Raw genomic sequence first — 26,149 nt, forward strand, 5'->3', positions numbered from 1 at the left:
AGTTTGAGCCATAGATAAACCTCCGTATCGATTGATGTTTCGTCGACTTAATCATACACGGTTTATCTGTGGCTTTTTCTGTTTTTCTAGCAAGTTAGCTGTTGCATTTGATTATACAACTAGCCGACTCTTTTAGATGCAACCTGCAAGAAAGAAAATCAATTTTCTCAAGTTGATTTTTGCATGTGGTGCGATAATTTAACAATGGCTTGGGAAGATGAAGATTTAGATGACCAGGATGAACTGGCTCGTGTCATCGCAAGAGATATAGAGTGTCAATGGGATTGGCATTGGTACGAATTTTATTCCCATGAACAACTGATGAAGATGGATCTCTCAAAATTGGAATTACCATCCGATTGGTTTAAGGGATGGGCAGCTGAATTGGCCGAGAAATAACCAATAAAATCATGGTTTTGAATGTAACTTATGTGCAGTTAAGTTACATTCAATTCAGCTTTTTTAATATAATAAAATTTGGAAAAAGAGGAGGATTTAGGGTGGGCTTAACAGATGAAAATAATAAAGTGGCATGGCTTATGGGTATTACTATTTTCTTAGGAGTCATCGGGTTCAAGTTTTGGGGTTCGGTAATGGTATATGTAATGGTCACAGCAATTTTCCTTGAAGCTTTCTTTTTTGAGGAAAATCGCAAATCAAATTTCTGGAAATTTCTATTAGGCTATATTGGCTGTCTGCTTTTTGTCTTTTTCTTATTCAACAATTAATAAATTGTATTTCAAATCAAGATTTAACTGTATAGCAGTATTTTGAATGTAACTTATTGTGAATTAAGTTACATTCGTTTACAGCGTTTTTAACGATATTGAATGACAAAATTATTTAGGGATCGAGGTTTTTTTGATGAATGAACAAACGTTGAAATTTTGGAATGATTACTGGACAAGCCAAGGCCAAATCCAGACAAAAGAAGTAGAAGCATTTCAATTCGGCGCTGATGCAGATTGGTTAGCTAGTTTAGTAGTCGAAGGGAAGAAAACAGCTACATGTTCAGCTCACGTATGGTATGAATTCGAGAATGAACCGTTACCACACGTAGGTCAATATAACATTGTATTAAATTCACAGGAGTTACCCGTTGCAATTATTAGAGTGACAGATGTATCGATTTTACCGATGAATGAAGTGCCAATTGACTTTGCCTTAGCAGAAGGTGAAGGCGATTACACCTATTGGTGGAATGCTCATGAACAATTTTTTAAAAGCGAACTAAAAGTACATGATTTACCCTACTCAGAAACCATGCTTCTAGTATGTGAACGGTTTGAAGTCATCCATAAAATATAGATTTACTGGAATAATTACTTGAGAATATCACATTGTTTGAATGTAACTTATTAGCAATTAAGTTACATTCAGTTTCTAGTTTTATCAATAGATTTAAAGTGAGTTTTTAGGGAATAAGTTTAAAAAGAACTTGAAAAATTTAGGGAGGAGGAATTTTTTGTTTTCTAAGGCGAAATTCATTGCTTCAACGGCCATTTTAATCGGAGTTGTTCTGCTTCTCGCAAAAGTCGACGAAACGTTTAATCTGTATAACGCACCTTACATATTAATCATAGGTGGATTAATCTTGCTGGTGATTTCACTGCTGGCTACTAACAAAGAAAAAAGCCTTTTATGCAGAAGTGGTTTACATAAGTTCGAACAAGTTGATCGAGATCGTGAAGTAACAGCATTATTTATCTACAAATGCGAACGATGCGGCAAGAAAAAGAAAGTGATGAAAGCATTTTAAGCAATAAATTTTGTTTAAGACCGACTTTGAAAATTGGTCTTTTCTCAAGTGTTTAGGGGATTTGATGTTAGGAAAAGCAAGAAAAGAAGAGTCAAGGAATAATATGGCTTTTGGCGAAAGGAGATTTTCATGAAAAAACGCTTAAAAGATGCTGTTTTCATCGCTATTATGACCTTTATAGTATCGTTTATCCTGTTCTTTATTCTCTTTGGAGAGATAAGGTGGGTGTCGCTTATGGGTACAGCTTTAGGTGCTTTTATTGGCAGCTATTTTTTACTTCCTTTACTAAATAAAAGAAACGCCCATAAGTAAAATTCATCCCGAAGTATACATAAAAGAAAATATAAGGAGATCGATTTTTGATGATAAAGCTTGTTCTAATGTTCATTGGCGTATGGATTGTAGCTATTCCTGTCTTTCTTCTTTTTGGAGCTGATTCCCGAGATATTTTCAATATCTTTATCGCCAATGTAATCGCCAACATTGTTTTACTAACTTATTTAAAAATCCGAAAAAAAAGAACCAGTCAGTAAAATAAAGAAAATTTCTATCGGAATTGAATGTAACATAATGGTAATTAAGTTACATTCAAAAAGACCAGGGAAAAGGGGGGATCCCTTACCTGGCCTTTAGCGTTATTCGGCATTACTTTCAAATTACACTTTGTTCAGATCTCACTTTTTTGCTAGGTTTTTTTATTCTCCAAAGGAAAAAAGTCTTTAGTAAAATATAAAAAATTGTAGCTAAAATAATAAAGACTTTATCTTGAGGGTAGGAAAAGACGTCATTAGTAAATACTATCAAGTAAGCAATCCAAATACTGATAATCTTAAGCAGCTGATTCGCAAGATTAGATTTAAACATTTTATGGTCTCCTTTACTAGAAAGTAGGAATGGATTTACTGGATATTATATATACCATTTTTATCCAATAGAGATTTCGTTTTTCTTAAATAAATAAATTTCAAGAGATTTTCTACTAGTTTTGAATGTAGCATAAGTCTAAGAACGTTACATTCAGTTGTTAGGCGCATTTTTCTTTTGCCTTTTGTATTGAATATAAAAAAGAACAGCAATGATTAAAGAAGCTACAGATGCACCTATTTGAATTTCGCTTGGAAATAAAAATGATGAAATCAAGAAAACCGTTCCAACAAGTACCATCACAATGGACAATAGTAAGCTAACGTTCATGGTATTTCCTCCTCAGCAAAATTTATGATCAAGTACTATACTGATTTATTTTCATTAAAGTTTCATTTTTCTCCTAAAATCATGCAGTTTCATACTATTTTTATTGATTCTAAAGAAGTTGATGGCCCTACAAGATAATGTGAATGTATTTGAAGAAATGATACATTCAAAAGGCTTTATCTTTCGACTCTAATATTGGATCTTACGAGTGACGAAACTACAAGACATTTCAATCGTTTATATAAAGAGTGAACTAGTCTGAAAGGAGTGAAGCTATGTTTGGGAATAAAAAAGAAGAAGGTCAACGTTTTTATATAAAATCGTCCGAAGATGTGCCTATGCTTGGCAGAATAGTAATTTTAGTCTATCGTTACACCGGTGTAAATTACCTTCAATCATGGATGGGTGCAGGTAGTGGTATTACTCCTTTATTAGACAAGAACGGACAGTTCATTGTAGACGAGCATTCGTAATTTAGTCTAATATAACAACCTGCTTTTCCTCAGAGGATAAGTTTATATATCCCAGCTTATCAAAAGCTATTTGCATCAACACAGTAAACAGCGGATGTAAGCAGCATATTCTTACTGCTTTTTGTTCGTAAAATTTATGTTGATGAACGCTTCGAAAGCAGCATTTTTTACTAAATTAAATTGATTAACAGCTGACAAAGAGATACTGTGGTTTAGGATTCCTTAGTACTACAGTTTTTCGGTAAGAGGGTAAGCGAATAAAAGAGAGAGTATAAAATAACTTGTATAAATGAATAAATAGACGAATCAGATGTAAAAGACTCAACTCAACTTAATTTAAGGAAAACCTATAATTACAAATTAGGAGGAGTATGTATGTTGTTCATGTTAATTGTAAAAGCTTCAAAAAACTCAGAATCTGGAAATTTACCAGACGTAAATCTTATTGAAGCAATGAATAAGTACAATGAAAACCTGATTAATTCAGGAATACGTATTATGGCTAAAGGACTTAAACCAAGTTCAAATGGAATCCGAATTTCATATCTTAAACCAGGAGAAAAACCAGTAGTTACAGAAGGTCCTTTTAATGAAATTCAAGACTTGATTGCTGGATTCATTGTTATCGATGTAGAGTCTAGGGAGGAAGCAATTAAATGGGCTATGGAAATGCCTGATCCTCAAGGATATGGAGAAGGACAAATTGAATTAAGGGAATTTTATTAAATAGACATTTCAATCAATTTCATAAATTTCACTTTTAAAAAAATGTGGACAACTTTATCGTTCATATTTTCTGTTTCAAAACTTTAAATTAAGGAAAAGGAAATTCTGTGAAAAAAGTTGGAAGTGAAGTAGTCATATATTTAGCTTCTTTCCTTTCTATATGTTTGTATAGGTGTAATTTTACGAACGATTAGAGTGGTGGTTTTGAAATACTTAATAAGTAATCCATCTTCAATTTAAAATTATTCCATATAAAAAGAAGTAAACAAATTTGTTTGTTCCTTAATGCCGACTTTATTAATTTAACGAATATTTTACTCGCTTATTTCATTTACTCGACGACGAATTACTAGAGCTGAAATAGCGAATATAACGAAAGCTGTTGCTGAACCAGCAATAACTATCTTCACTACATTTTCTATTGGAAGGTTGAATAATAGAGCAATTGAGGTGATTAAAACGGCACCAGTTAAGCCCATTCCTAAAATTGAGAATGCCAAAATCTTATTCATCAAATTCCCTCTTTTATTTTATCCTTATCCTACCATAGACTTAGTTCATAATATTAATAAATAAAGTATTGGTTGGAAATATGTATGCTAAGCAGAATCAGTTCTCCAAGAATAAAACTAACTTTATGAAAAAAATCTAGATTACATATCGTAGCTTATCGGAAGCTACTTATAGAGAAAAGGAGAGAAGAGGTTATGCGCAGCATATCTTTTCTCCTTTTTACTTGTGAATTCATTCTTTTACGAACAGTTATTTAAAATATGTTAAAAGGCTTAACTATTTTCACTAATTCACTTGATACTTTTATATACCTGCTATTAGAAAAAGAATGAAAGCTGGAGTTCTGATCACCTTTTGTATAACTTTACTAATTTTTTGCCATCGGTTTCACCAAAGATAGTAGTGAGTGGAACTAAATTGATAAAAACATTTAAGTAAGATACGAATATGAAGCTATCTAAATAATGACGGAAAACTCCGAACTCATATCCAGTGGTCACATCCAGAACCAGTGCGCAAATTAAGTTAAATAGCACTCCACCTAAAAAGAAGAAGGTCTTTTGAGTGGTGTTCATCCAGTTGATCGTATTTGCGACGACTCTTCCGCCGGCAAAATAAGCATTTCTGATATTGAAGTTGTTCTTTTTCCATAGAATTTTACCATTTCCAATACTGAACTCATTGATCTTCCCACCAAATAGCTTAAGAAAAAAGGCATGTCCGGTCTCATGAATAAATGCAACAAAAGGAAAAATAAACAAACCAATGATCATGAAGTTAATTAAAAAATTCATATTTTGTCTCCTTTTTCTCTAAATAAGCATTGAACCAATCCAACGATTGCTAGTTTGCCCTTTCGTACGCATATGTAAATTGATAACATGGTACAAATACGTATAACTAGAGTGTTGGTTTCACTAATTGCTTAGTTAGCTGACTGTAATTTCATTAAAGACAGCACAATTAGTTTACATATCAACAGATTATCGGAAGCTGCTGTTATTGCAAAGGAGAAAAGAGGCTGTAAGCAGCACATCTTTTCTCCTTTTGTCTGTATAAGTGTACTTTTACGAACGCTTTGAAAGAGTGTTAACAGATTAGCTTGTTCAACCGGATGAAATGATTTATTAGAAATGAAATAAGCAGAACAAGAAATAAAAGTCCCTGAAACATTGGAGTATCTTCGTACTTATTGTAACTTGAATGAACTCCAAAGTTCTTTGTTGATTTATTACTATATTGATGATAAATTAAGGATAACAAGAGTCTTTAATATCTATTGAATAGATTGAAGGGAGAATTAGAATGAAGTACTCAAATGCAACAAACTATGCTTTGCACACGATGGTGTATTTAATTCATTTACCTAAAGGGAACACGATAGGGGTTCAGGAATTGGCGGAAATTCAAAAGCTGTCGCCAACTTATCTTTCAAAAATTCTAACCAAGCTAACAAAAGCGGGGCTAATCGAATCGACCCCTGGAGTAAAGGGAGGCTATAAAATCTCCAGGTTTCAAAATGAGGTTTCTTTTTTTGATGTCATCAAAGCGATTGAGGGAGACACCAACCTGTTTGAATGTTCGATCCACCACGAAGGGTGCCTGATTGAAGACACCATGCGGCAGGCAGAAGAAAATATGAAAAAAGAACTCCAAGCAAAGCTGCTGGTTGATATTGTCAAAAAAGCAGAGGCCAGACGTTCGACAGAAACTAACTAATAAATGCAATTGAAGGAGATGGAAAGATGTTATTGGATTGTGCAGTGATTGGCGGAGGACCAGCGGGGCTGAATGCCTCTTTGGTACTCGGTAGGTCAAGAAGGAAAACCATTCTGTTCGATGATAATAAACCTCGAAATGCAGTGACTTCGGAATCCCAAGGATTTATCACGCGGGACAGCATCAACCGGCAGGAGTTGAAACGGATCGCCCAGGAAGAATTGAGCAATTATCCCGACGTTAAAATTGAAAAGCAACGAGTGTCTAGTGTAACAAAAGAAGATGGCGTGTTCCAGATCACCACGGAGGACGGGGGGATCTATAACGCTAAAAAGGTCATACTAGCGACGGGATTCAAGGAAGTTCTGCCAGACATCCAAGCAATAAAAGAGTTTTACGGAACCAGTTTGTTCAGCTGCCCATTTTGCGATGGATGGGAATTGAGAGACCGGCCTCTCGCGGTAATCTCAGAAAATCAGCCGGCTTTTCATCTGGCGAAAGTCGTATCAAACTGGACGGATGATTTGATTGTGTGCACCAATGGCAAACAAACACTTTCCGCAGATGAAAAAGGAATACAGGAAAGCAGAGGGATAAAAGTTTACGAGGAGAAGATCCGGTCGTTAATCGGTGAAAAAGGGTTCCTGCAAAAAATCCAGTTTAGTGGCGGAGAATAGGTGTCACGCGACGGCGGATTTGTCCTGCCGGAATGGGAACAAGCAACTGACATTGGTATCCAGTTAGGCTGCAACCTGAACGAACGCGGCGGCATTAAAACAGATAGCTGGAAAAGAACAACGGTTGAAGGCCTTTATGCATGTGGCGATACCTTGATGGCCGGGCAGTCTCAATTGATACTTGCAGCCGGAGAAGGCAGTATGGCTGCCATCAGTATCAATGGGGCGCTGATTGAAGAAAAGTTTATGCACTAGAATGACTTGGATAATTGCTTAAGCGAAAAGGTGAAGCAATTTTGCAGTCAGCCAATTTTCTTAGTTAAGGAATGGACAATTCAATGATTTCTAGAGTTATCAAAAATTTTTGTAGTAAATGTAGATAAAGAATACCTTTAATGGTTTTAATATAATCAAGCAGAATTCTTCTGGATCCAAGTAGGATTACAAAATAAGAATCACGGAAGAACTCCTAAGAAGGGGGAGACCAGTTTGAACTCTTTCAAAAATATCCTGCCGCATTACAGACCTGTGTTTGCGTCTTCTAATTTTTTATGCATGAAGAAACTGGAGGGTTTATTGCAAATGAAACAGTGTCGCAGATGTTTTGTAGATGTTAAAGGTTACCCCGTCTATATCATGAAGTGTCATGATTTTGATGCTGAATCGATCAAACGCTGGATGAGTGAAGAAGGATATGTTTGCAGGTAAGGGTATGCGGCTCTTTTTAAATTATTTGATAGCGGCTTAAATCGTACATGTTAGAGCAAGACAAGTTAGAGAAACACTATCGTTATGAGTATCCAACCTCAAAGTAAAGTCCTAAAGGTTTTAACTATCAATAATCAAAGGAGAATTGACCATGAATCAAAAATTACAGAAAAAGATTAATAATTTAGAGAGCATAAAACGACTACCGGCAGAGGAGTTCTTTAAATTTTTACAGCTTAATAAAGAAGACGAACTACTGGATCTTGGAGCGGGTGCAGGCTATATCAGCCTTTCTATTGCTCCCTGCGTGAAAAAAGTAGTAGCACTTGATTTTGATAAGGATGTTTTAGGATATTTAGAAACTAAAGCCAAGGATAAAAATATAACAAACATAGAAACAGCTGCCGGAGATTTTAAAGCAATGCCATTAGCCAACAATAAATTTGATAAAGCTGTCGCTTCGATATCATTGCATGAAGTTACCCCGCTATCATCGGTTTTAAGTGAAATTCACAGAGTGTTAAAGGATCAAGGAATATTTTTATGTATCGATCTAGAGAAAACAGATCATCCCACTGGGCCAAGAGTTCCTTCTGTAGAAATGGAGGCGGAAATTCGCAAAGCAGGTTTCAGCATTAAAGAAACGGTTCATTCACCAACACAAATTGCTAATCAACCTGTCTATATTATTGTGGCTCAGAAAAATAAATAAAATAAAACCAGTCATTAAGATCCACTTAATGACTGGTTTTATTTAACGGTAAAAAGTAGAAGAATTATCTAAAATCAAAGGGAATAAAAAACACTTTGGATTGTTGCGTGCTTGAGCGGTACAGGGCACTTCTTCTCTAGATAGAGGTTATCACCATGCTCAACAGGAACATCGAAAATTAATTCATTATAGTTGGAAGCAAAAAATAATTTATTTGTAAAAGATTTAACAGAAGGAGTAGAAATTGGTTTACATATCGCCGGATTATTTATCGTATAGAGAAAAAAGTGAAATGTATGGCCTAATTTTCAGAGTTTCTCTTTTCGAGGTCCTCAAAGATATTCTTTGCATCATAATTGATGCCATTGATTTGAGCAGACCCTACACGGGAAAGCCAGGGGAGACCTAAAAAATAGATTCCTTCTACAGGGCTGATTGCCCGCTGGTGGACGGTTTTTCCCTGAGAATCCAAAACGCCAGGGATGTCAATCCAGCTGTAATCGAAATAAAAGCCCGTTGCCCAAATGATGTTATCGACAGCAATTTTGGAACCGTCTTTAAAGACGACTTCTTGGTCCTGAAACGCAACAGCCCGTTCTTTAACGATGACCTTTCCGCTCTCTATGAGGAGTTTCAATTCCGTGCCGATCACCGGTTCGGTCTTTTTCAATAACTTGGCGCGTCTCGAACCATCGGCTGCTTTTGCCAGTCCTGTCACTTCAAGCCACCAAAAGATGCTGCGCTTTAGGAGCACACGCGGAATAAAGACCATTTCATGTCCGGCAGACAAATAGACTTGTCTGCTTTCGGCAAGCTCCAGTGCAATCTGAGCTCCCGAGTTTCCGCCTCCAACAATCAAAGCGGGTCCTTCTGCTAGCTGGTATGGCCCACGGTAATCGCTGGAATGGAGCTGGAAAGTGGATGATGAACCCTTCAACTGAGGGATAAAAGGTTTTTGAAAAGGTCCTGTTGCAATCACGACACTTTTGGCGGAATACCGGCCTTTGGAAGTGATCGCTTCAAAAGAACCATACGCTTGTTTTAATTTTTCTACTTTCGTATTCAAATGGAACGGAAGAGAAAAATGGATCCCATACGCTTCCATATAATCCGCGAATTCATCTTTCGTTGGAAAGCCGTCCGAATCGCCGGCTAATGGCAAGCCAGGCAATGAACTATATCTTCGCGGGCTGAATAAAACAAGGGAGTCGTAACGATTTCTCCAGACATCGCTAACTCGGCCAGCGGCATCGATCAAGATAAAGGATTGATTGGATTTGCTAAGATAGTATCCTATGGCTAACCCTGCCTGTCCGGCACCGATAATGAGTACATCAATATTTTTATTCAACGGTCTTCCGCCCTTCATGTGGTAGCTATTATGGCTTAAATATTTTCAAGATGAGATCTGCATCCGATGGTGTCAACTGATCTATTTGTTGTACTTGCTGTAAAGAGATGCACTGAATCATTGCGAAGTAACTGCTGCTAAGTTTGGTCGGATCTTCTTTTACAATTTGGACAGCTTGTTGGCCAGCCAGGATGATCGGTAGGATTCCTTCAAATGTAGAAGTAGATTTTGAGGTGAGCATCTCTTTTACTTGTTCCGGCACCGTATCAGAAGTGAAAGCTTGAACTGTGAGGAGAAATAGGTAAGCGCCGTCGTTTGAAAGGCCCGTCAGGATGGTTTTCATCAGCCAATGCAGTTGATCTATTGGTGATAAGTTCTGTTGAGAAGCAAGATGGACCACGTATTTCGAACCTTCTAATGCCCTTTCAATCAGCGTGGTCAAGATTTCGTCTTTTGAATTGAAATAATGGTAAACCAATCCGTGGCTTAGTCCAGCTTCTTTTGCAATATCGTTTATTTTCGTTGCAATAAGTCCTCTACGGGAAAACACTTTAAGCGCCGCTTGCAGTATTTGTTCTCGGCGTTCCTCTCGAAGCTGTCTATTTTGATTCTCGTTTCTTGGTGTTATTCTAGCAAAGTTCCTTCCATTTTAAGGATTGGGATAAGTGTTTTTTTATTCTATTTCGATTTTTTGATTGACTAGTCAGTCAACGTAACTATATGGCAATAGGTGTATTTTATAAATGCATTTAACTTGAGAAATTCATATGTGTCTCAAGCTGAATAGATGAAAATTTGTAGGTTCTTGAATAGTTTCTAAAGAAGAATAATGGAAAGAGAGAAAATAAGCCAATTAAAGCTTGGTTTCTATCTTTTGAGTGAAAGTGTACTTTTACGAACGGTTTTAAGCTGAAGTACATCTATCCATCATTAATAAACTACTGGAACTTTTTTCTAGCGAGCTTTTGGTTTTGTTCTTGCTGCTATTTTTTAGGCCAATTTAATTTAAAGCTAAAAGAGAAGTAAAAACGTATACTCTATTCGAGAATGTTATGATTTCATAAATCCAAAAGTTACCCATCAAGTATAAATACGAAGTCGTACTAACTTAGGAGGAGTCAAATGACTAAGGGAAATCTATTGGCAGAAGAATTTATCAAACACGCTCTGATTATGGAAAAGACTCAATTCTCCGGTGATTATAAAAAGGGGAATAAGTCTCACGATGTCCATCTTTCTATCCGGGATCAATTAAGACAAGATCCTAAACTAGCAAAAGAAGTATTTGATAAATTACTTCTAAATGACAACCCTTTCGTTTTATATGCTAGCAGCGTTTATGCAATCGTATTAAATCAACGGAGTGATGATGCCATTAAGACACTAAAAAAAGTAGCAGGTATGGATAGTAAATTGACCAGTTTTCAAGCAGAAATAGCTCTTGAATTGTATGAATCAGGAGAACTTTTTGAATTACATGGTGAAAATAATTCAAAATAGTTTACATATGACACCTTATCGGAAGAGAAGAAGCTTAACTTTGAGCTTCTTTTTTTTGTTGAGAGCGTAAAATACCTTATGTGAATGAAAAAGAAGTTAATTTAAAGGAAATGAGATTTTTCTATGAAGAAGTATTAAAAACTCCTTAAAATGAAGGCATAACTATTGTATGTCAATAAGAAATGACAAAGTTTTAATAGGAAATTAAAATAAACGAAACGTTTCAACGTATAGATGTATCTAATAAGTAAAGGGAGGATGAGGTGGATGCAGCATGATGAAGAGATGGTTTCAGCAGACGGTTCTTCAGGCTATTGAATCAGTGCATCAAGTAAAAGAACCATCCTACTTTTCGACTTGGTTGACGCGGATATGCATCAATAAAGCATTAGCAGTTATCAAGAAAAAGAAAAAGTTGATTGTGATAAGTGAAGTAGAAGAACAAAGAACAGAAAATATTATTTCTATTGATGTTGCCCAGCAACTCGATGTGGCAAATGCTTTGAATTTGTTGCCAGAGAAATATAAAACCGCTTTGATGCTACGTTTTTTTCAGGATTTTACGGTGAAGCAAATTGCGGAAGTGATGGGATGTCCAGAAGGAACGGTGAAGACAAATATTCATCGGGGAATGGCATTATTGAAAAAAAACTTGAAGGGAGTGTATGTAGATGAAAGACAAAGAGATTCTAATTAAAAAAGCGATTGAGCAAATAGAAGTGCCAGAAGATCAATTGGATTTGATTATTAGCAACGCATTCTTTGATCCAGCTCGGACAAAAGCAAGAAAGCGACGGAAGTGGCTAATTCCTGCTATAGCAGCATCTATCCTTTTTACTGGCATTTCAGTAGCAACTCTTACCGCATCTCCAGCCCTCGCAAATTATATGACAGAGTTGCCAATCATCGGCAGTGTATTTTCAATTTTTTCGGAGAAAGAAGAAGGATTATTACAATATGAACGATTCAGCGAAAAAGTAGGATTGTCGAAAACGAGTAACGGAGTGACGATTTCTATTGACCAGGCAGTTTATGATGGAACCAATGTAACCTTTACGTATACGGTCATGGGTGATGTGGAATTGGATGACTCGACTCATATTACTGGATTCCCAACATTATTGGAAGCAGAAGACGTAAGCACTTCAATGGAATGGGAGATGAAACAAGATATACTGGTTGGTATAAACAGTATTCCACATCTTAACGAAGAGGCTGCCCAAGTCAATGTACTTTGGGAGCCAGCAAGCCTTTATACTAAAGAAGGAGAGATTGAAGGAGATTGGAAGTTTGAGTTTGCGGTGGACCAACTGAAGAAGGATCCTATCGTTCTGGATGAAAAAGTTTTGGGAAGTGGCGTGACGGTTCATTTTACTGAAGTTACTTTTACGGATATTGCGGTGAATATTGCTTATCAGCAATTAGTTGATCCATCGTTATTAAAAGAGTCGGGAGCTGTAGAAGCCGAATTAATTGCTCAAGATAATTTAGGGAATGTCTATAAAGTTCCGCACAACGGGGGTACTGCTTACGGAGGAGCAAATACACAGGAGGACCTTTTCTGGACAGCAACAATGAGAGGCTCAAATCCCGAAGCGACGGTACTGACGTTTTATCCGTTTGCACATGTTAGCCATATGAACGGAGAAACCCCAGAATCATACCGGATCGAGTTTGATGCTTTAGAAATTAATATGCTTGAAGGTACCCATAAAATTATTAATAATCCTATTTTTCCTGTTTTAAAAGAAAACGAAGAGAATGAAAGCAATTAGAATGCACAAGTGAATTTTTTACTTGCCTTTAATGAACAAGGATGAGCATCACACCAAAAAATCCCGAAAAATAAATCAGCACTTTTGATTCTTTTAGCTAAACCCCAAATAGATCACTTGCTTTAAAGTGATCTATTTGGGGTTTAGTGTATTTTTATGAAGGTTTTTCTTTTTTATATACAAAGTTTCTCATTTCAATCTTTTTTTTGATGCAACAACTAACCAAAAGAAAAGGATTTAGTGGTCAATCAAGTCAGTTTTACAAAAGCCACAAGTGTTCCTTTGTTACAAGAATCAAAGCCGTTTTTTTCATAAAAGTGACGAACATTTGGAGCTTCTTCAGTTAACAGCACTTTTTGACGCACAGCCTTAAATTTGTCAAGAATACGATCCATCAATTTAGTTGCAATACCGTGGTTTTGGTAGCTATTCAATACTAGGATATCTTGTATATAGATAATTGTAAGGCCATCGCCAATAATTCTTATTAAGCCAATTAAACATTCTTCATCCCAGGCAGATAATACGTATAATGAGTTTGATATTGCTTGTTCTAACTGATTGATATCTTTAGTGTAGGCGTACCATTCCACATCTTCGTAAAGTACTAGTAAATTTTTCTGATCAATTTGCTTGGTTTCTTTGAATACTATAGTCATTATTTTTCCTCCTCAAAATTGTTATTTTGAAGAGTACTTACGTAATTTATCCACTGTCTTATACCTCCTTTAACAATACGATACACGCGTGATCTTTTTTGTTATACGTAAATTTCTGATAAGTAAACAGCTTTCTATAACGCCATTCTAAAAAACTACTTTTAATCTTTTATAAATTCGATGGGCCTATCTTTATCTAATTTAAAGGCTAGATTCTGGAAATGACTTATTTTATCAGAATCAGTAATCTGATAATCAAGGTCATTGATTAATGCGTAATACTCACTAAAATCTTTATCACTTTCTGCAACGCCAATTGTTATTTCTAAAGACTCATTTTCATTTTCATAATAAAGGACAAGGTTATCGTCGGTTAACTCGTAGGTTCCTTCTCCGTAGACAGGACTCGTTATCGTATTTTCGTTTAAAAATTCTAGTGTCAAAATAGAGTTATACCTATCTGGACTGTCAATATCCTCTTCAAGTACTGGCACATAAGCAACATCGAAAGTTTTCCCAACTAAATCATTATTATCGTTACAAGCTGATAGTAGTAGTACAGAAAAGAGTAATAAAAAAGCAAACCACTTATTCATAATGCGTAGCCCCTTTCTTGAAATAAATTATATTTAATCTATATGTTACTTACGTAAGTGAAGTGCAAAATTTTCGAAATATTAGATAAACTAAAATTAAAACAGGCTCTTGTGATAGCTTGTTTAGAACAGACGCTATCGGACAAATGAATAGCTCTTTAGAAAACATCCCGAAAGTCATGAACAAAACTTTTAATGAATAGTTAAAAAGATTTGATTAATATGCGTAAATTTAAAAGTAAAAATATCGAATTATTTTAGTTTACATATTCCTGTCTATCGAAAGCAGATTTAGAAGAGAAAAGAAGCCGGACGCAGCGTATCTTTTCTCCTTTTCTGTTCGTGATACCGTACTTTTAAGAACGCTTATATTTCCAAAATTATCTAGCTAATGTGTGGAGGTCTAAGTATATTTAATGTATGAGTTTCGATTTTAATTAGATTAGATAAAATCTGAACATATCCTCAATAATATCCAAAAGAAGTCAGTGGGTTGACACTAGGATTTGAATGTAACAAAAGTGAAATTAAGTTGCATTCAAAATATGTTAAGGCATAGTATGTTTATCCATACTAAATTTAATGATTGAAAAAGGTTGAGACGGAGTGAAAATATGGAGTTAGTAATGGCAACACCTAAAGAACAACAGAATGGCCTTTCTAATTTTTATCTGATCAAAAATAATTCTGGAGAAATTGTAGGTAGGGTTAACTTAGTCGATATTGATAAACGAAATAATATAGCGGATATTGGATTTAGAATAGGCGCAGAATACGTGGGAAAAGGAATTGGGAATCAGGCATTGAAGCTGCTTTTAAAAACCGATTTAAGTGTAAAACAAATACGCGGAAAAACGACGACTGTTAACCAAGCGTCTCAAAAGGTATTGGAGAAAAACGATTTCAAACAAGTGGGGGGATTGATAATGAAGAATTTGAAATGAATAGCCAGAAGCTGAGGTTTGTACATTACTTATGGGGGTAAGTTGGATTCGGTTTTAAGAAATGAAAACAATAATAGGAGGATAATTTATGAAAAAATGGACTGTAGTTTGGATAGTGATCTTCGCCGCAATTTTAGAAAGAGCTGCCCATCATTTGTTTTTAACAGACAGTTTTGCAGTTCGTTTAGTTACAGCATCCATATTCATAGCAATTGGTGTTGGGGGTGGATTGATTGTGCAGAAAAAGAGCTATCATAAGGAAGTTTAAATTATCTTTTAAACAGCAGATGAGACTAGTTTTGAGGTGCCGTAGTGCTAATTGTACTAAATTTATAAGAATGATGTTGAAGGGATTTTTTGAGTTTTTCAATGTAATAAGATGCACACAATTCACTGTTGTTTAAGGATTAGCAATAAATGTTCTAATAAAACGATCACGTTACACACATAACCTTTAGCCAAAATTAAGCTAGGCGATAGATTGAGAACGCAAAAAACCGAATGCGCAAAGGCGCCGACGGTTTTAACAGTCCAGTTATTAAAATGAATTGATGTACGCGTTGAGTTTTTTTTGTATCGAAACATAATTGGTTGTAAACAAAATGTATATATTCTCCTTTGTGATGATAACCACTCTATCTGTCGTGCCATAGGGCATTCCAAGTCTTATTGCCTGCTTTTCTTTTCCGCCATAGGTATCATCTGTACTAATGGCTACAATATCAGCGATTGGAATTGTTACTTTTGAGAAAAGCCATTTAATGACGATGTCAGAATTAACTTTTATTACAAATATCTCAAACAAAATATTCGACCTCCTTATTAATCAGTTTTATATATAGAAAGGTAAATTCCATTGTTAAATTCATGTATTCAGCTTGCAAATATAACTTTTCAAAAGTAGTTCACTGTTTAAAGAATGAAGTAAAAAGAAGGAGAGCAGCTAATACGAACTTTTCCTTTCTTTTTTGAAGTTCTCAAATGGGAATGAGGCGTAAAGTGATTTGGGGCTAGTTCATTCACTTTATCGTTCACTCTTGCATTCTTCATTTGTGTAAAAGAAGATGCTTGCATCTATTTTTTTTGAGCAAATTGTTTTGCAATTGTCGTAAAGCAATAGATCAGGACTATTAAATCAATAATGGAGGCACAATCATCCAGTACAGGATACGGCGAATGCATTTAATAGCGTACTCCTCTAAAAAGATCGATAAAATCCCTAAGTGAACAAACATTTGGAGTATCTGGACTAAGAAATGCATTCATAGCAACACCAGTTACGACCAGAATTAAGGGTGAAGGTTAGAGTCCAACCCAACGAGCCGCCCATTAAGACAGAACTGCTGACGTACTCTTTATCTCCCTACCAATAGCGTTAATAAGGACAGGGAGCATGATCGCAGACATGACAACTACTTGAAAGATCAAGCGTTCCGATAATGTACTGTCCCATTCCTCATACCTGATCGAAGTTGGAATTAGCAGGATAAAGACCAAAAAAGTAAACGGCAGGAAATGCATACCGTCTGCAATGAAATTAATTGTTTTCAAGACTTTTGTATTAAGCAATAAGAACAAATAGAAAAGTTAGCAAAGTACTCGTTAGTGTTTTCATTTCACTCCTTTTTGTATTTTTTGAAATAAATGTTAGGTTACTTCTATTATTGTATACGCTAAAATAAGAGTGAAGTTTCATAAAGGTGGAATATTCGCTCTTTTTAAAAGGAGCTTCTAAAGTCATTTTTTGGGAAATGTATTTGTCATGAAGTTATTTTATGAGTTAAGCTGACTAAAAATAGTTACATAATGCAACTTGGCGGAAGGAATGATGCTAAAAAGAAGCTCTTTTAAACCTTATGTACAGATTAAGTAAATTCCGAAAAAATGATTCGAAGTAGTTAAAGCTATGGCTTTTTGCTTTATAGAATATTAGCTAAGAGTGGCATACAAAGAGTTTTCTTTTAATGGCCGTTTAACATGGTAAAATTAAAGGGAAACAGTAGGAAGAAAATCGAGAGTTTAGCTAGATTTGCGCTGATTTATAATTATCTGGGTCAATTAGATAGTCAGTTAACAGTTGACCAATTATTGGAAGAGCCACAGCGGAAGACAGCTTTTTCTCTTTATTGTCTATAGCCAAGTGAACTTTTAAGCGATTCTGAAGATGGCATAGATTTGATTTTCTTTATTTAATGGAAGGAGATACAATACCTGAGTAAATTAACGAATAGCACAAAAAGAATAAGCTATAGGTTTTGAGGTTGTATCATTAGAAGATGTTAAATCAATAAGTAATTACAGCAGTATATAAAATGATAGGAAAAAAGTGTACATACTTGAATTGGTCATAGAGAAAATTAGATATTTTTACACTATAGAGGAGAGTCCAAAAATGGAGAATAAGGATAGATGATAAAAAATAAATTAGCACTCTTTAGTTCGTTTATTATTCTAGCTATATGCATGTATTTGTTTTTTCCTTTTCCAAATAATGTAATGGTAGACGCACGTATTACGTTCATGTCGTTTCCAATCCTCAATCAAGATGGTTATCTTTTACTTGGAATAATAGGGTCGATTTTGTTTATCGCCGCTTTAACTTTACTTTTCAAAGGCTTAAAAAAATATCAATTTCGAATACTATTTCTAGTTGCCTTTGCATATGCAATTTTACCCAGTTTTCTTATCACGGCGTATCAAGAAACGTTAGCAAGTGGGGTTGCAGCAATATCTTATGACAATAATGGCCAATGTAATTTGGAGTTGGTAGATAAAAAGATGAATGGTAAGTGCAATTTTATCTTGCATAATCGGAGTAACGAGGCAGTATCATTTGAATTAGAGTTTATAGATACTATTTTTATGGAAGAGACTGTAGAATTGGAGTCGCTTATGAATTTAGCCGGTCCGTATCGTATCACTATAGAAGCTAATCAAGAAAAAACTGTGCATTTAAATGAATTACTCGACGTAACAGATGTCCAAGAACATATTGGTGGAGGAACATCGACTGATATCCATTTCAAATTGATAGATAATGAAGGGGAACGTGTATTGTAGAAGGTCATGGTGAAGACGCATATTGAATTCCAATAAATTGGGATTTACATATCGCAGTCGATTGGAAGCTATTCGAATAGAAAGAAAAAAATAGACTTTGATCAGCATCTTCTTTCTCTTTTGTCTGCAAAGTATATTTTACGAAAAATCTTTTAGTATTACAGTGAAGACCAATACAAAAGCGTATTCGATTTTCTTCGAATACGCTTTTGTTGCTCCAGTAATGAGCCTATTATGAAGAAAATAGAACTTACTCTCCACCACTAGTATAATTATTATCGCCCATTTTAAAATTTGTACTTTCTCCAGGTCGCGTGTGGGGATTGCTCACTTTATAAGTGAAATCATTTCTTCTCTTACGTTTCCATTCTATAAATCCTCCGAAAGCCAATAGAGAAGTTATCGGAATGACAAAAATCCACATCCGTTAAGCACGTCCTTTCAGTGAATTGGTTGAATAATTGTATTTTAATTTACAAAAAGCAGTACTCTCAAGCTCAATTAGTTGATTAATTTGAATTTTAACACAAATATTCAAATCTTTCATTAATGTCAAAATTAACGAATAATAATTTTATAGAGAATCGGATTTTAAACAGTGAAAATCGCAAGTTTTTTAACAAAGTCATTGACGAAAAGAACGCTCCATCAGTTCCTTTACAAAATTTGGTTTTCACTTTTATCTTCATGAAAACGACCTTTGAAGATATATGTTAACGTAATAAAGATATAAATGCTTAATGTAACACCTGTAATGACTATAGGAGTTGTGGCAACAATTCCAATAAGAATAGCGCTCAAAGCGATGATGGCTGCCCAGGTTGTGTAGGGGAACCATTTTACTGCGTAGGCACTCGTTTTTTCTGGATGTATTTTTCGGGATTTTAGGTGTGCAACCGCAATGATTAGCCAAATAAATAATACGGTATAGCCAAGTGAGCCCATTAAGAACTCAAAGGTTTTACTGCCTGCAAATAAAGAAATAATGACACCCGCATATAAAGCAACTGTACACATGAATATGGCGTAGACGGGTACTTTCCTTTTTGATAAATGTGCAAAGATTTTAGGAATACGACCATCTGCAGCTTGCGTATACAGGACGCGCGATGAGCCATACAAGCCCGAATTCATAGATGAAATAATAGCGAGTATGACAACGGCATTCATAATATGATCAGCGCCTGGTACACCAATCATCTTAAATACCATAACAAACGGACTTTCCGGTACTCCGTTTACTTCATTCCAAGGAATTAAGCTGACAATAATAAAAAATGGAAGTAAATAAAAGGAAATGATGCGTACAAGTGTGCCACCTACAGCTTTTGGTACAGCCTTTTCTGGATTTTTGGTTTCGGCTAATGTAATACCAATAATTTCAGTTCCTCCATAAGAATAAATCACAACAAGCATAGCGGCGACTAAACCGGAGGGTCCATTCGGCAAAAAACCACCATGGTCTGTTAAGTTAGAAAAACCAATAGCTGTGTGGTTACCAAACGTGACGAGTAATAGGATTAACCCAGCTACAATGAACACTACGATAACAGCAATTTTGATTAATGCCAGCCAGTATTCTGTTTCCGCGAATACTTTTACGGATAACAAGTTTATGACTGTAACCAATATGGAAACAGATAATGCGAGTATCCAAATCGGATAATTAGGTAACCAATATTGAATGAAAATAGCTGCAACTACTGATTCAGCTGCGATATTTAATACCCACATCTTCCAATAGATCCAGTCCAGAAAATAAGCAGGATATTTTCCTAAAATCGATTGCACCAAATCTCTAAAAGTTCTTGCTTCGCTGTTGCGGACGGCCATTTCTGCTAAGCCCTGCATAACAAATAATAGAATAATACCACCTATTAAATACGCAATAAGTACGGCTGGACCTGCCATATCAATGGCTGCACTGCTCCCTTTAAATAATCCGGCGCCAATAGCACCACCCAATGCCATCATCATGATATGACGTGATGTCATCGTTCTCTGCAATTTCTCGTTATTGTTTTCCATTTTCTTACCTCCTAAAATATAAAAGGCATGCCGTCTGTTCCTTCATGAGTACATGAAAGAAGAGACGACATGCCTTGTGCAAACCGCGGTACCACTCTAATTGGTTCTTTATGAACCCTACTTGACCACCTTGTAACGGAGGTGAATCGTTAAAGCGTATAGATAGCTCTATGTGCTTTACCACTCCTAGGCAAGTTCAAAGAATTAGTGGACTACGTTGCACCAACCCGCAGCTCTCTTGACCAACTAATACACTTTTACTACTCCTACTCATCGCGTTTCTTTAAACTATATAAGAAAAGTTTTAACTGTTATTCAACACTATACTTACAGCTTCTAATCTTGTCAATCATTTATTTTAAAATAATTTTAAACAAAGACATCATGTGAATTTCAGAGATGTTTTTTAAGCGTTGAATATAAAAAAGGTAACCTACTTTCTAGTTTTTGTGACAAATTACGCAATTTAAAAACTACCTTATTTATAAAGAAAGAATAGTGAGGACTGTTAGAGAAATACACAACAGATGGGTATATGTGTATCTAGCGCTATTTACTGAATTGCTGTATGCGATAGCGGTTTGATTTAATATGGCCGTACTCGTATTCTGATAATAGGGAAGTTTTTTCAATTTGTCGATTGCTGATTCAGTTTTCTAGCTGATCGAAAAGCTAGAAAGACAATCCAGTACCTGATCTTTACTACTTTTTTGATGGGAGTGGACGTGCGATGCATTATGACGTAATTGTAATTGGAGCAGGATCGATGGGAATGGCAGCAGGTTATTTTTTAGCAAAGAGTGGAAAGAAAATGTTATTACTAGATTCTTTTAGCCCTCCGCACAATAAAGGAAGTCATCACGGGGAAACAAGAATCATTCGGCATGCATATGGAGAAGGTGGAGAATACGTCCCTTTGGCACTTCAGGCTCAAAAATTATGGAACGACTTAGAGGAAATGACGGGAATATCATTATTTTCTGCCACTGGTGTGTTAAACGTTGGCCATGAAAAAACTGATTTTATCCAGAACATCATCTCGAGTTCAAAAACCTATTCGTTACCACTTGAGACTCTAGCCTCACCTGAAGTGAACAAACGTTGGCCCGGCATAACGATACCTGCCAAGTACATCGGATGTTTTGAACCTGCATCCGGCATACTAAAATGCGAGTCGTGTATTAGAGCATATAGAACACTTGCAGAGCAGCACGGTGCTACACTTTTGACGGATAGTAAAGTGAACGAATTATCGGTTCATGATCAAAGAGTTACCGTCAAAACTGAGGCTCAGACTTTTAGCTCGGATGCTTTGGTGATTTCAGCAGGCGCATGGTCTCAAGACCTTCTTTCCATGTTGGGGTTAAATCTGCCGTTAAATCCAGTAAGAAAAACATTTGCTTGGTTTGATGCTGGCGAAAATCTATACAATCATACGAATTTTCCAGCTTTTACGTTTGCGACATCTCAAGGATTCTATTATGGTTTTCCGAGCATTGATGGTTCCGGATTAAAAGTTGGCCGCCACGATGGAGGACAATCAATTGATCCAGACAAATCCATCCCAGAATTTGGACAGCTAGATGAAGACAGAACAGATCTAAGAAACTTTTTAAATCATTATATGCCTTCAGTAAAAAAACTAAAGTATGGAAAAACATGTATGTATACATTGACTCCTGATGAAGATTTTATTATCGATTTACATCCAGACTACTCAAACGTCGCTATTGCTGCAGGCTTTTCTGGACACGGCTTTAAATTCAGCAGTGCCGTTGGTCAAATTTTGAGTGAATTGATCAGTTCTGGGAAGACTGAACAAAACATTGCACCATTTTCACTGGATCGATTCAACTAAAGTTTTGAACTATGCAACCGTAGTTCGTGTTTAGGCGCAAAGAGAGGAGCTAAGCGCATTCTTCATTACTTATAAGTTTGGGAAAATCTATTCAAATAAATCATGCCAATTGACGAATAGAGTCTGTGCTTCAATCCATTCAAAAGAGTGAGTTGTTTTTTAAAAAAAGGAGAATTTGTGGCGAGTTGTATAAATGGTCATGTTAAATGGAGTTTGACAGAAATAGGATAACTTGATTTCGTAAATGGAAAAGACTATCCAAATTAGGATGACAAAGAATGTATATCGTTTTGATCATAAGCTTTGTTCGCCTTGAGTTACTTGTGTTTAATAGTTATTCTAATTCTTATTTTAAGGTTCAATTGAGTGATAAAGATGAGCCTTTTTTCTGTTTAACTTGAGACGTAAAGTGAGATAATAGTTATCTCCTTTTAGACGGCATTTCTCAAAGTGATAATTAGTATTGTAAATTTTACCATTAGTGATATGCTAAAATCATCTATACGATAAGTGGAGGATTTGTATGAAAGCGATGAATAAGTTATTTTTAGTTTTTTTCCCCTTTGTACTCTTTCTGTTGGTAAGTGGATGTTCAAATACGAATGTCTCAAAAACGCTCGTTATTGAAAATCCAAAAGGTTACGAGGGAATTTTGGTTTCCGATGCTTCTTCACTGGTCAAAACGGATGGCTATGAAGAGGTTTTCGTTAAAAGTGAAGATAAGGCTAATGAGTTGATTGACCTGTTAAATGGGAAAGATTTGTTTGAACCAAACGAAAAAGAGATTCAAAAAAGAGCCGCTACACTAGAACAGTCAGGCAGTTACCGTGTGTTGCTTTACAACAAACCGAGTGTCAACAGTAAAGGTGAGGATATTCTGCCTTTTCTCTTTTATCAAGATGGAACGATTCAAGTAGACAAAGAAGGAACTTCGTATTTTATCAAAAATCCGCCAAAGGATTTGCTGACTCAATTAAAAACCGATTGGAATATTAAGTTTTGATAGTGAACGTACTCCGAAATATGCCAAGGAATGTCGTAGGAGTAGGAAGCAAACTTTTAAATACAGAACCGATTCCATACGGAAGAGCACCTAAAGCAAGTAGAGACATTCTGATGACTTAAAAAAATTCAACGGTGGAGGAAGCTTCATAGGAAAGTTGCTGCTTTTTTTAAAATTCATTGACTTTTATTTTACTGTTATTAATCTGCTACGTAATAGGTGCTGGATAGAGTATTATAGCGAACGGAGAAAGAATACAGTTCGCTTATAGAAGTTGAGCGCAACTGAAAGAAGTAGCTCAGTCTCTGTCGGCATTTCAGTAGGTTATACTCATTTAAACAAACATACAAAAAGGGAAAGCTGTCGAAAGCTCGACATCTTTTCCTTTTTTCTTTTGAACACCTGCTTTTTTTATTTTTTATTGCTAAAATTAAAAAGAAAGTGAGACCGTTTTCTATGGTACGCGGTTAGTATTAAAATAAGAGCCAAATCGACAACAACTGTGCGATTAAAATAGAGAGGAAGTAAAGCGTGTTAACCATTTATAAATCCTCACCGGATGGAATATTAAAAACAATAAAAAAATTCGAAAGTAATTGCTGGATCAATATTACCGCACCGTCAAAAGAAGAACTTGAGGAAGTATCTCGTTCTTGTAAGATCCCAATGGATTTTTTAGAAGATCCATTAGATTTGGAAGAAAGTGCTCGTATTGAATATGACGAAGAAACGAATAGCACATTGCTGATTAATGACTTTCCAATCGTCGATGTGACCAACGACCAGTTTAATTCGTATATCACTATTCCCATCGGCATTATCTTAGGAAGCGACTACATCGTCACGGTTTGTCAGCAGCCAAGTAACTTTTTAAACGGACTCATTAAGAAAAACGTCAGCACCTTAATGAAAAGTCGATTTGCCTTAGAAGTATTATTGTCCATATCAACCCAGTATTTGGACAACTTAAAACACCTTAATAAGCACCGCCTTAAAATAGAAAGTAACTTGCGTGACTCATTAACAAACAAGCAACTTTATGACCTAATGGAAATTGAGAAAAGTTTGGTGTATTTTCTCACCTCGTTAAAGTCAAATGCAACCGTCATAACCAAACTGTTTCGTATCCATTCGATCAAGTTGTACGAAGACGATAAAGATCTTTTAGAAGATGTGAAAATAGAAAACAATCAAGGGATTGAAACGACCGAATTGTATACGAGAATTTTGGACAGCATCACAAGTTCATATTCTTCGCTCATATCAAACGAATTGAACAATACGATGAAAACGCTAACGCTATTTACTGTGTTTTTAACTCTTCCAACATTAGTATTTAGTTTTTACGGGATGAATGTAGATTTGCCTGCAATGGGTACTGATTCGACTTCATGGATTAGTACACTTTTAATAGCGTTGATCTTGGTTGTCTTAATTGGGGGGGCATTGTGGAAAAGAAGAATCTTCTAATAACGACACATAGCGAACAAAACAGCCGATTTTCAAAAATCAGGCTGTTTTTTAGATGAAGAGACCTTTTTAACGGAAGTTTTGTCATCTTGCAATAATACTGAAGCCTATCCATTAGAAATAACTTTTCTAGTTTTTATTAGGATGACTCTGGCAATCATTGAGTATGCTGATTGATATTTAAATTCAGGAGTTGTTAAATTAAAAACAATTGATACAATATATAGGAACTTAGTAATAGGTTTAAATAACTAATTAGAATCGAGGAGAAGTCAAATTGAAAAAAGTATTAAGTGTTATCGTCATACTGTTTATCCTATTCCCTTTGTTTTCATCCGTAATAGAAGCCACTACTGTTCGTGAAGCAAAGAAAACACAAGTTACGACACAATTCAGGACATCCGCAAGTCCAAAGGCAAGTGTCATAAGTACTTTGCCAAAAGGATCTTTAGTAACGCATTTAAATACGGTAAAAGGCGGATGGTCTAACGTTCAAACAAATAATAAAAAAGGGTATGTAGCGACAAGTTCCCTTACTGTTCCAAACAGTAAAACTAAAATCGTGAGCTCAAAAAGTGGGTTAATCATAAAAGACACGGAATCATCAAATTCAAAAACCATCTCTACTCTTAAACAACATGTAATTGTAGAAGATTTTGGTGTAGTTGGAGGTGGTTGGTCCCTCATAAAGTCGGGGAATGTGATAGGCTATGCTAACTCCAAGTCCATTACTGATACAAAGCCGATTAAAAAGTATACGAATACTAACGTGACACTCCGAGATGCTGCGGCCACAAGTGGGAAGAAGACAGGTTCTCTAAATAACAACAAAGAAGTCTATGTTCATTCACAAGTATCCAACTGGTCGTATGTAACAAGTGGTTCCATAAAGGGTTATGCACCAACTAGTCAATTTTCTGCAAAAAAACAAGAAACAACCCTACAAACATTGAATTCATTTACTGACTTACGCCCGTCAAACATCAAATGGATGAACTATTATTTTGATGGAAATGTGTTACAAGGGAATATTCGAAGTTCTGTTGAAAATAAAGAGTATAGCTATACAGTTCCTTCTATTTACACATCATTTTCACCAAAAAGTTTTCAGATTGGGACACCAGAATCTGACTTTATTTGGATCAATATTCCGGCGCCATTAACTCAAAACAAAGCTGCTGCTCTCTATGATTTTGACTGGAATTCGTATAAAGATGTTCAGATTGGAAATGCGTACCTACGCAGTACAAAGGAAACAATCACGACACCTGCAGGAACATTTAAAAATGTTGTACACATTGAAACAAAAATGACTAATATATCTTTTACGATTCACTATTATTTTGCGCCAGGATATGGATTGATTAAAGTAAAAGATTCTAAAAATCGTCTATCCTATGAATTGCGGAGTTATAAATAATAAG

Annotated in this window: 31 protein-coding genes and 1 other annotated feature; of the genes, 22 read left to right on the plus strand and 9 right to left on the minus strand. The window is 35.6% G+C overall.

Translation table 11 applies throughout. The annotated features are described in order from the left end of the window. Positions 1 to 183 precede the first annotated feature (183 nt). From FQ085_RS12640 to FQ085_RS18110, 6 genes are all read left to right on the plus strand, one after another. Positions 184 to 399, plus strand: coding sequence for a hypothetical protein (locus tag FQ085_RS12640; RefSeq protein ID WP_149456749.1), 216 nt, complete (start codon positions 184 to 186; stop codon positions 397 to 399). 101 nt (positions 400 to 500) lie between these two features. Further along, entirely contained in the window at positions 501 to 728 is a 228-nt protein-coding gene (locus tag FQ085_RS12645) for a hypothetical protein (protein WP_149456750.1), read from the plus strand. 136 nt (positions 729 to 864) lie between these two features. After that, positions 865 to 1,308: an ASCH domain-containing protein gene (locus FQ085_RS12650; RefSeq protein ID WP_149456751.1), complete on the plus strand. Its 444-nt coding sequence runs from the start codon at positions 865 to 867 to the stop codon at positions 1,306 to 1,308. 157 nt (positions 1,309 to 1,465) lie between these two features. Next, positions 1,466 to 1,759, plus strand: coding sequence for a hypothetical protein (locus FQ085_RS12655; RefSeq protein ID WP_149456752.1), 294 nt, complete (start codon positions 1,466 to 1,468; stop codon positions 1,757 to 1,759). 129 nt (positions 1,760 to 1,888) lie between these two features. Continuing rightward, positions 1,889 to 2,071 carry a hypothetical protein gene (locus tag FQ085_RS12660; RefSeq protein WP_149456753.1) on the plus strand — a complete coding sequence of 61 codons (183 nt, stop codon included), beginning with the start codon at positions 1,889 to 1,891 and terminating at the stop codon, positions 2,069 to 2,071. Between the two features lie 47 nt (positions 2,072 to 2,118). Next, positions 2,119 to 2,292: a hypothetical protein gene (locus tag FQ085_RS18110; RefSeq protein ID WP_188074750.1), complete on the plus strand. Its 174-nt coding sequence runs from the start codon at positions 2,119 to 2,121 to the stop codon at positions 2,290 to 2,292. Positions 2,293 to 2,776: 484 nt separating this feature from the next. Here FQ085_RS18110 and FQ085_RS18115 read toward each other — a convergent pair whose 3' ends face one another. Further along, on the minus strand, positions 2,777 to 2,953 hold the full coding sequence (locus tag FQ085_RS18115) for a hypothetical protein (protein WP_188074751.1): 177 nt from the start codon (positions 2,951 to 2,953) through the stop codon (positions 2,777 to 2,779). 275 nt (positions 2,954 to 3,228) lie between these two features. Here FQ085_RS18115 and FQ085_RS12665 point away from each other — a divergent pair, with 275 nt between their 5' ends. Continuing rightward, complete coding sequence (locus tag FQ085_RS12665) at positions 3,229 to 3,426, plus strand: DUF6440 family protein (RefSeq protein ID WP_149456754.1); 198 nt, start codon at positions 3,229 to 3,231, stop codon at positions 3,424 to 3,426. A gap of 375 nt (positions 3,427 to 3,801) precedes the next feature. After that, positions 3,802 to 4,152, plus strand: coding sequence for a YciI family protein (locus tag FQ085_RS12670; RefSeq protein ID WP_149456755.1), 351 nt, complete (start codon positions 3,802 to 3,804; stop codon positions 4,150 to 4,152). A 314-nt stretch (positions 4,153 to 4,466) separates the two neighbouring features. On the opposite strand, the gene FQ085_RS12675 is transcribed toward FQ085_RS12670, so the two are convergent. After that, complete coding sequence (locus FQ085_RS12675; RefSeq protein WP_149456756.1) at positions 4,467 to 4,664, minus strand: hypothetical protein; 198 nt, start codon at positions 4,662 to 4,664, stop codon at positions 4,467 to 4,469. Between the two features lie 348 nt (positions 4,665 to 5,012). After that, positions 5,013 to 5,459, minus strand: a complete 447-nt coding sequence (locus FQ085_RS12680; RefSeq protein ID WP_149456757.1) for a site-2 protease family protein — start codon at positions 5,457 to 5,459, stop codon at positions 5,013 to 5,015. 511 nt (positions 5,460 to 5,970) lie between these two features. Between FQ085_RS12680 and FQ085_RS12685 the strand changes: the two genes are divergently transcribed. The 4 genes from FQ085_RS12685 (at position 5,971) to FQ085_RS12695 (ending at position 8,481) form a co-directional block, all read left to right on the plus strand. Further along, entirely contained in the window at positions 5,971 to 6,384 is a 414-nt protein-coding gene (locus FQ085_RS12685) for an RrF2 family transcriptional regulator (RefSeq protein WP_149456758.1), read from the plus strand. Positions 6,385 to 6,410: 26 nt separating this feature from the next. Continuing rightward, positions 6,411 to 7,061, plus strand: a complete 651-nt coding sequence (locus tag FQ085_RS12690; protein WP_316834394.1) for an NAD(P)/FAD-dependent oxidoreductase — start codon at positions 6,411 to 6,413, stop codon at positions 7,059 to 7,061. Continuing rightward, entirely contained in the window at positions 7,062 to 7,316 is a 255-nt protein-coding gene (locus FQ085_RS18400) for an FAD-dependent oxidoreductase (RefSeq protein ID WP_316834396.1), read from the plus strand. A 604-nt stretch (positions 7,317 to 7,920) separates the two neighbouring features. Beyond that, positions 7,921 to 8,481 (plus strand): class I SAM-dependent methyltransferase, encoded by a 561-nt coding sequence (locus FQ085_RS12695; protein ID WP_149456759.1) that lies wholly within the window; start codon positions 7,921 to 7,923, stop codon positions 8,479 to 8,481. Between the two features lie 301 nt (positions 8,482 to 8,782). Here the strand turns inward: FQ085_RS12695 and FQ085_RS12700 are convergent, their stop codons facing one another. Both FQ085_RS12700 and FQ085_RS12705 read right to left on the minus strand, forming a co-directional pair. Next, positions 8,783 to 9,832, minus strand: coding sequence for a flavin-containing monooxygenase (locus tag FQ085_RS12700; RefSeq protein ID WP_149456760.1), 1,050 nt, complete (start codon positions 9,830 to 9,832; stop codon positions 8,783 to 8,785). A 28-nt stretch (positions 9,833 to 9,860) separates the two neighbouring features. Continuing rightward, complete coding sequence (locus FQ085_RS12705) at positions 9,861 to 10,382, minus strand: TetR/AcrR family transcriptional regulator (protein WP_188074752.1); 522 nt, start codon at positions 10,380 to 10,382, stop codon at positions 9,861 to 9,863. Between the two features lie 572 nt (positions 10,383 to 10,954). On the opposite strand from FQ085_RS12705, the gene FQ085_RS12710 reads away from it, so the two are divergent. The 3 genes from FQ085_RS12710 to FQ085_RS12720 all read left to right on the plus strand — a co-directional run bounded on the left by FQ085_RS12710 (position 10,955) and on the right by FQ085_RS12720 (position 13,107). Beyond that, positions 10,955 to 11,332 carry a hypothetical protein gene (locus FQ085_RS12710; protein WP_149456762.1) on the plus strand — a complete coding sequence of 126 codons (378 nt, stop codon included), beginning with the start codon at positions 10,955 to 10,957 and terminating at the stop codon, positions 11,330 to 11,332. A 274-nt stretch (positions 11,333 to 11,606) separates the two neighbouring features. Further along, on the plus strand, positions 11,607 to 12,029 hold the full coding sequence (locus FQ085_RS12715) for a sigma-70 family RNA polymerase sigma factor (RefSeq protein WP_149456763.1): 423 nt from the start codon (positions 11,607 to 11,609) through the stop codon (positions 12,027 to 12,029). Then, positions 12,004 to 13,107 (plus strand): DUF4179 domain-containing protein, encoded by a 1,104-nt coding sequence (locus FQ085_RS12720; RefSeq protein WP_149456764.1) that lies wholly within the window; start codon positions 12,004 to 12,006, stop codon positions 13,105 to 13,107. The genes FQ085_RS12715 and FQ085_RS12720 overlap by 26 nt, the downstream gene beginning before the upstream one ends. 248 nt (positions 13,108 to 13,355) lie before the next feature. Here FQ085_RS12720 and FQ085_RS12725 read toward each other — a convergent pair whose 3' ends face one another. After that, positions 13,356 to 13,766 carry a GNAT family N-acetyltransferase gene (locus FQ085_RS12725; protein ID WP_149456765.1) on the minus strand — a complete coding sequence of 137 codons (411 nt, stop codon included), beginning with the start codon at positions 13,764 to 13,766 and terminating at the stop codon, positions 13,356 to 13,358. A 161-nt stretch (positions 13,767 to 13,927) separates the two neighbouring features. Beyond that, a complete protein-coding gene (locus FQ085_RS12730; protein ID WP_149456766.1) occupies positions 13,928 to 14,362 on the minus strand; it encodes a hypothetical protein in 435 nt (144 codons plus the stop codon). Between the two features lie 614 nt (positions 14,363 to 14,976). Between FQ085_RS12730 and FQ085_RS12735 the strand changes: the two genes are divergently transcribed. Both FQ085_RS12735 and FQ085_RS12740 read left to right on the plus strand, forming a co-directional pair. Further along, the gene (locus tag FQ085_RS12735; protein WP_149456767.1) at positions 14,977 to 15,306 is read left to right on the plus strand and encodes a GNAT family N-acetyltransferase; all 330 of its coding nucleotides are present in this window, start codon (positions 14,977 to 14,979) and stop codon (positions 15,304 to 15,306) included. Positions 15,307 to 15,394: 88 nt separating this feature from the next. Next, positions 15,395 to 15,574 carry an ABC transporter permease gene (locus FQ085_RS12740; protein ID WP_149456768.1) on the plus strand — a complete coding sequence of 60 codons (180 nt, stop codon included), beginning with the start codon at positions 15,395 to 15,397 and terminating at the stop codon, positions 15,572 to 15,574. A gap of 270 nt (positions 15,575 to 15,844) precedes the next feature. Here FQ085_RS12740 and FQ085_RS12745 read toward each other — a convergent pair whose 3' ends face one another. Next, positions 15,845 to 16,111: a SunI/YnzG family protein gene (locus FQ085_RS12745; protein WP_149456769.1), complete on the minus strand. Its 267-nt coding sequence runs from the start codon at positions 16,109 to 16,111 to the stop codon at positions 15,845 to 15,847. A 1,604-nt stretch (positions 16,112 to 17,715) separates the two neighbouring features. Here FQ085_RS12745 and FQ085_RS12750 point away from each other — a divergent pair. Then, positions 17,716 to 18,366 (plus strand): hypothetical protein, encoded by a 651-nt coding sequence (locus FQ085_RS12750; protein ID WP_149456770.1) that lies wholly within the window; start codon positions 17,716 to 17,718, stop codon positions 18,364 to 18,366. Positions 18,367 to 19,023: 657 nt separating this feature from the next. On the opposite strand, the gene FQ085_RS12755 is transcribed toward FQ085_RS12750, so the two are convergent. Beyond that, on the minus strand, positions 19,024 to 20,394 hold the full coding sequence (locus FQ085_RS12755) for an amino acid permease (RefSeq protein WP_149456771.1): 1,371 nt from the start codon (positions 20,392 to 20,394) through the stop codon (positions 19,024 to 19,026). Between the two features lie 57 nt (positions 20,395 to 20,451). Next, positions 20,452 to 20,677, minus strand: a binding site (T-box leader). Positions 20,678 to 21,124: 447 nt separating this feature from the next. Between FQ085_RS12755 and solA the strand changes: the two genes are divergently transcribed. The 4 genes from solA (at position 21,125) to FQ085_RS12775 (ending at position 26,145) form a co-directional block, all read left to right on the plus strand. Next, positions 21,125 to 22,252, plus strand: a complete 1,128-nt coding sequence (gene solA / locus FQ085_RS12760; protein WP_149456772.1) for an N-methyl-L-tryptophan oxidase — start codon at positions 21,125 to 21,127, stop codon at positions 22,250 to 22,252. Between the two features lie 523 nt (positions 22,253 to 22,775). Continuing rightward, positions 22,776 to 23,255 carry a hypothetical protein gene (locus FQ085_RS12765; protein ID WP_149456773.1) on the plus strand — a complete coding sequence of 160 codons (480 nt, stop codon included), beginning with the start codon at positions 22,776 to 22,778 and terminating at the stop codon, positions 23,253 to 23,255. A gap of 531 nt (positions 23,256 to 23,786) precedes the next feature. Continuing rightward, a complete protein-coding gene (locus FQ085_RS12770) occupies positions 23,787 to 24,725 on the plus strand; it encodes a magnesium transporter CorA family protein (protein WP_149456774.1) in 939 nt (312 codons plus the stop codon). Between the two features lie 277 nt (positions 24,726 to 25,002). Beyond that, positions 25,003 to 26,145, plus strand: coding sequence for an SH3 domain-containing protein (locus FQ085_RS12775; protein WP_149456775.1), 1,143 nt, complete (start codon positions 25,003 to 25,005; stop codon positions 26,143 to 26,145). Positions 26,146 to 26,149 lie beyond the last annotated feature (4 nt).

The organism is Planococcus sp. ANT_H30 (assembly GCF_008369335.1).
Taxonomy (GTDB): domain Bacteria; phylum Bacillota; class Bacilli; order Bacillales_A; family Planococcaceae; genus Planococcus; species Planococcus kocurii.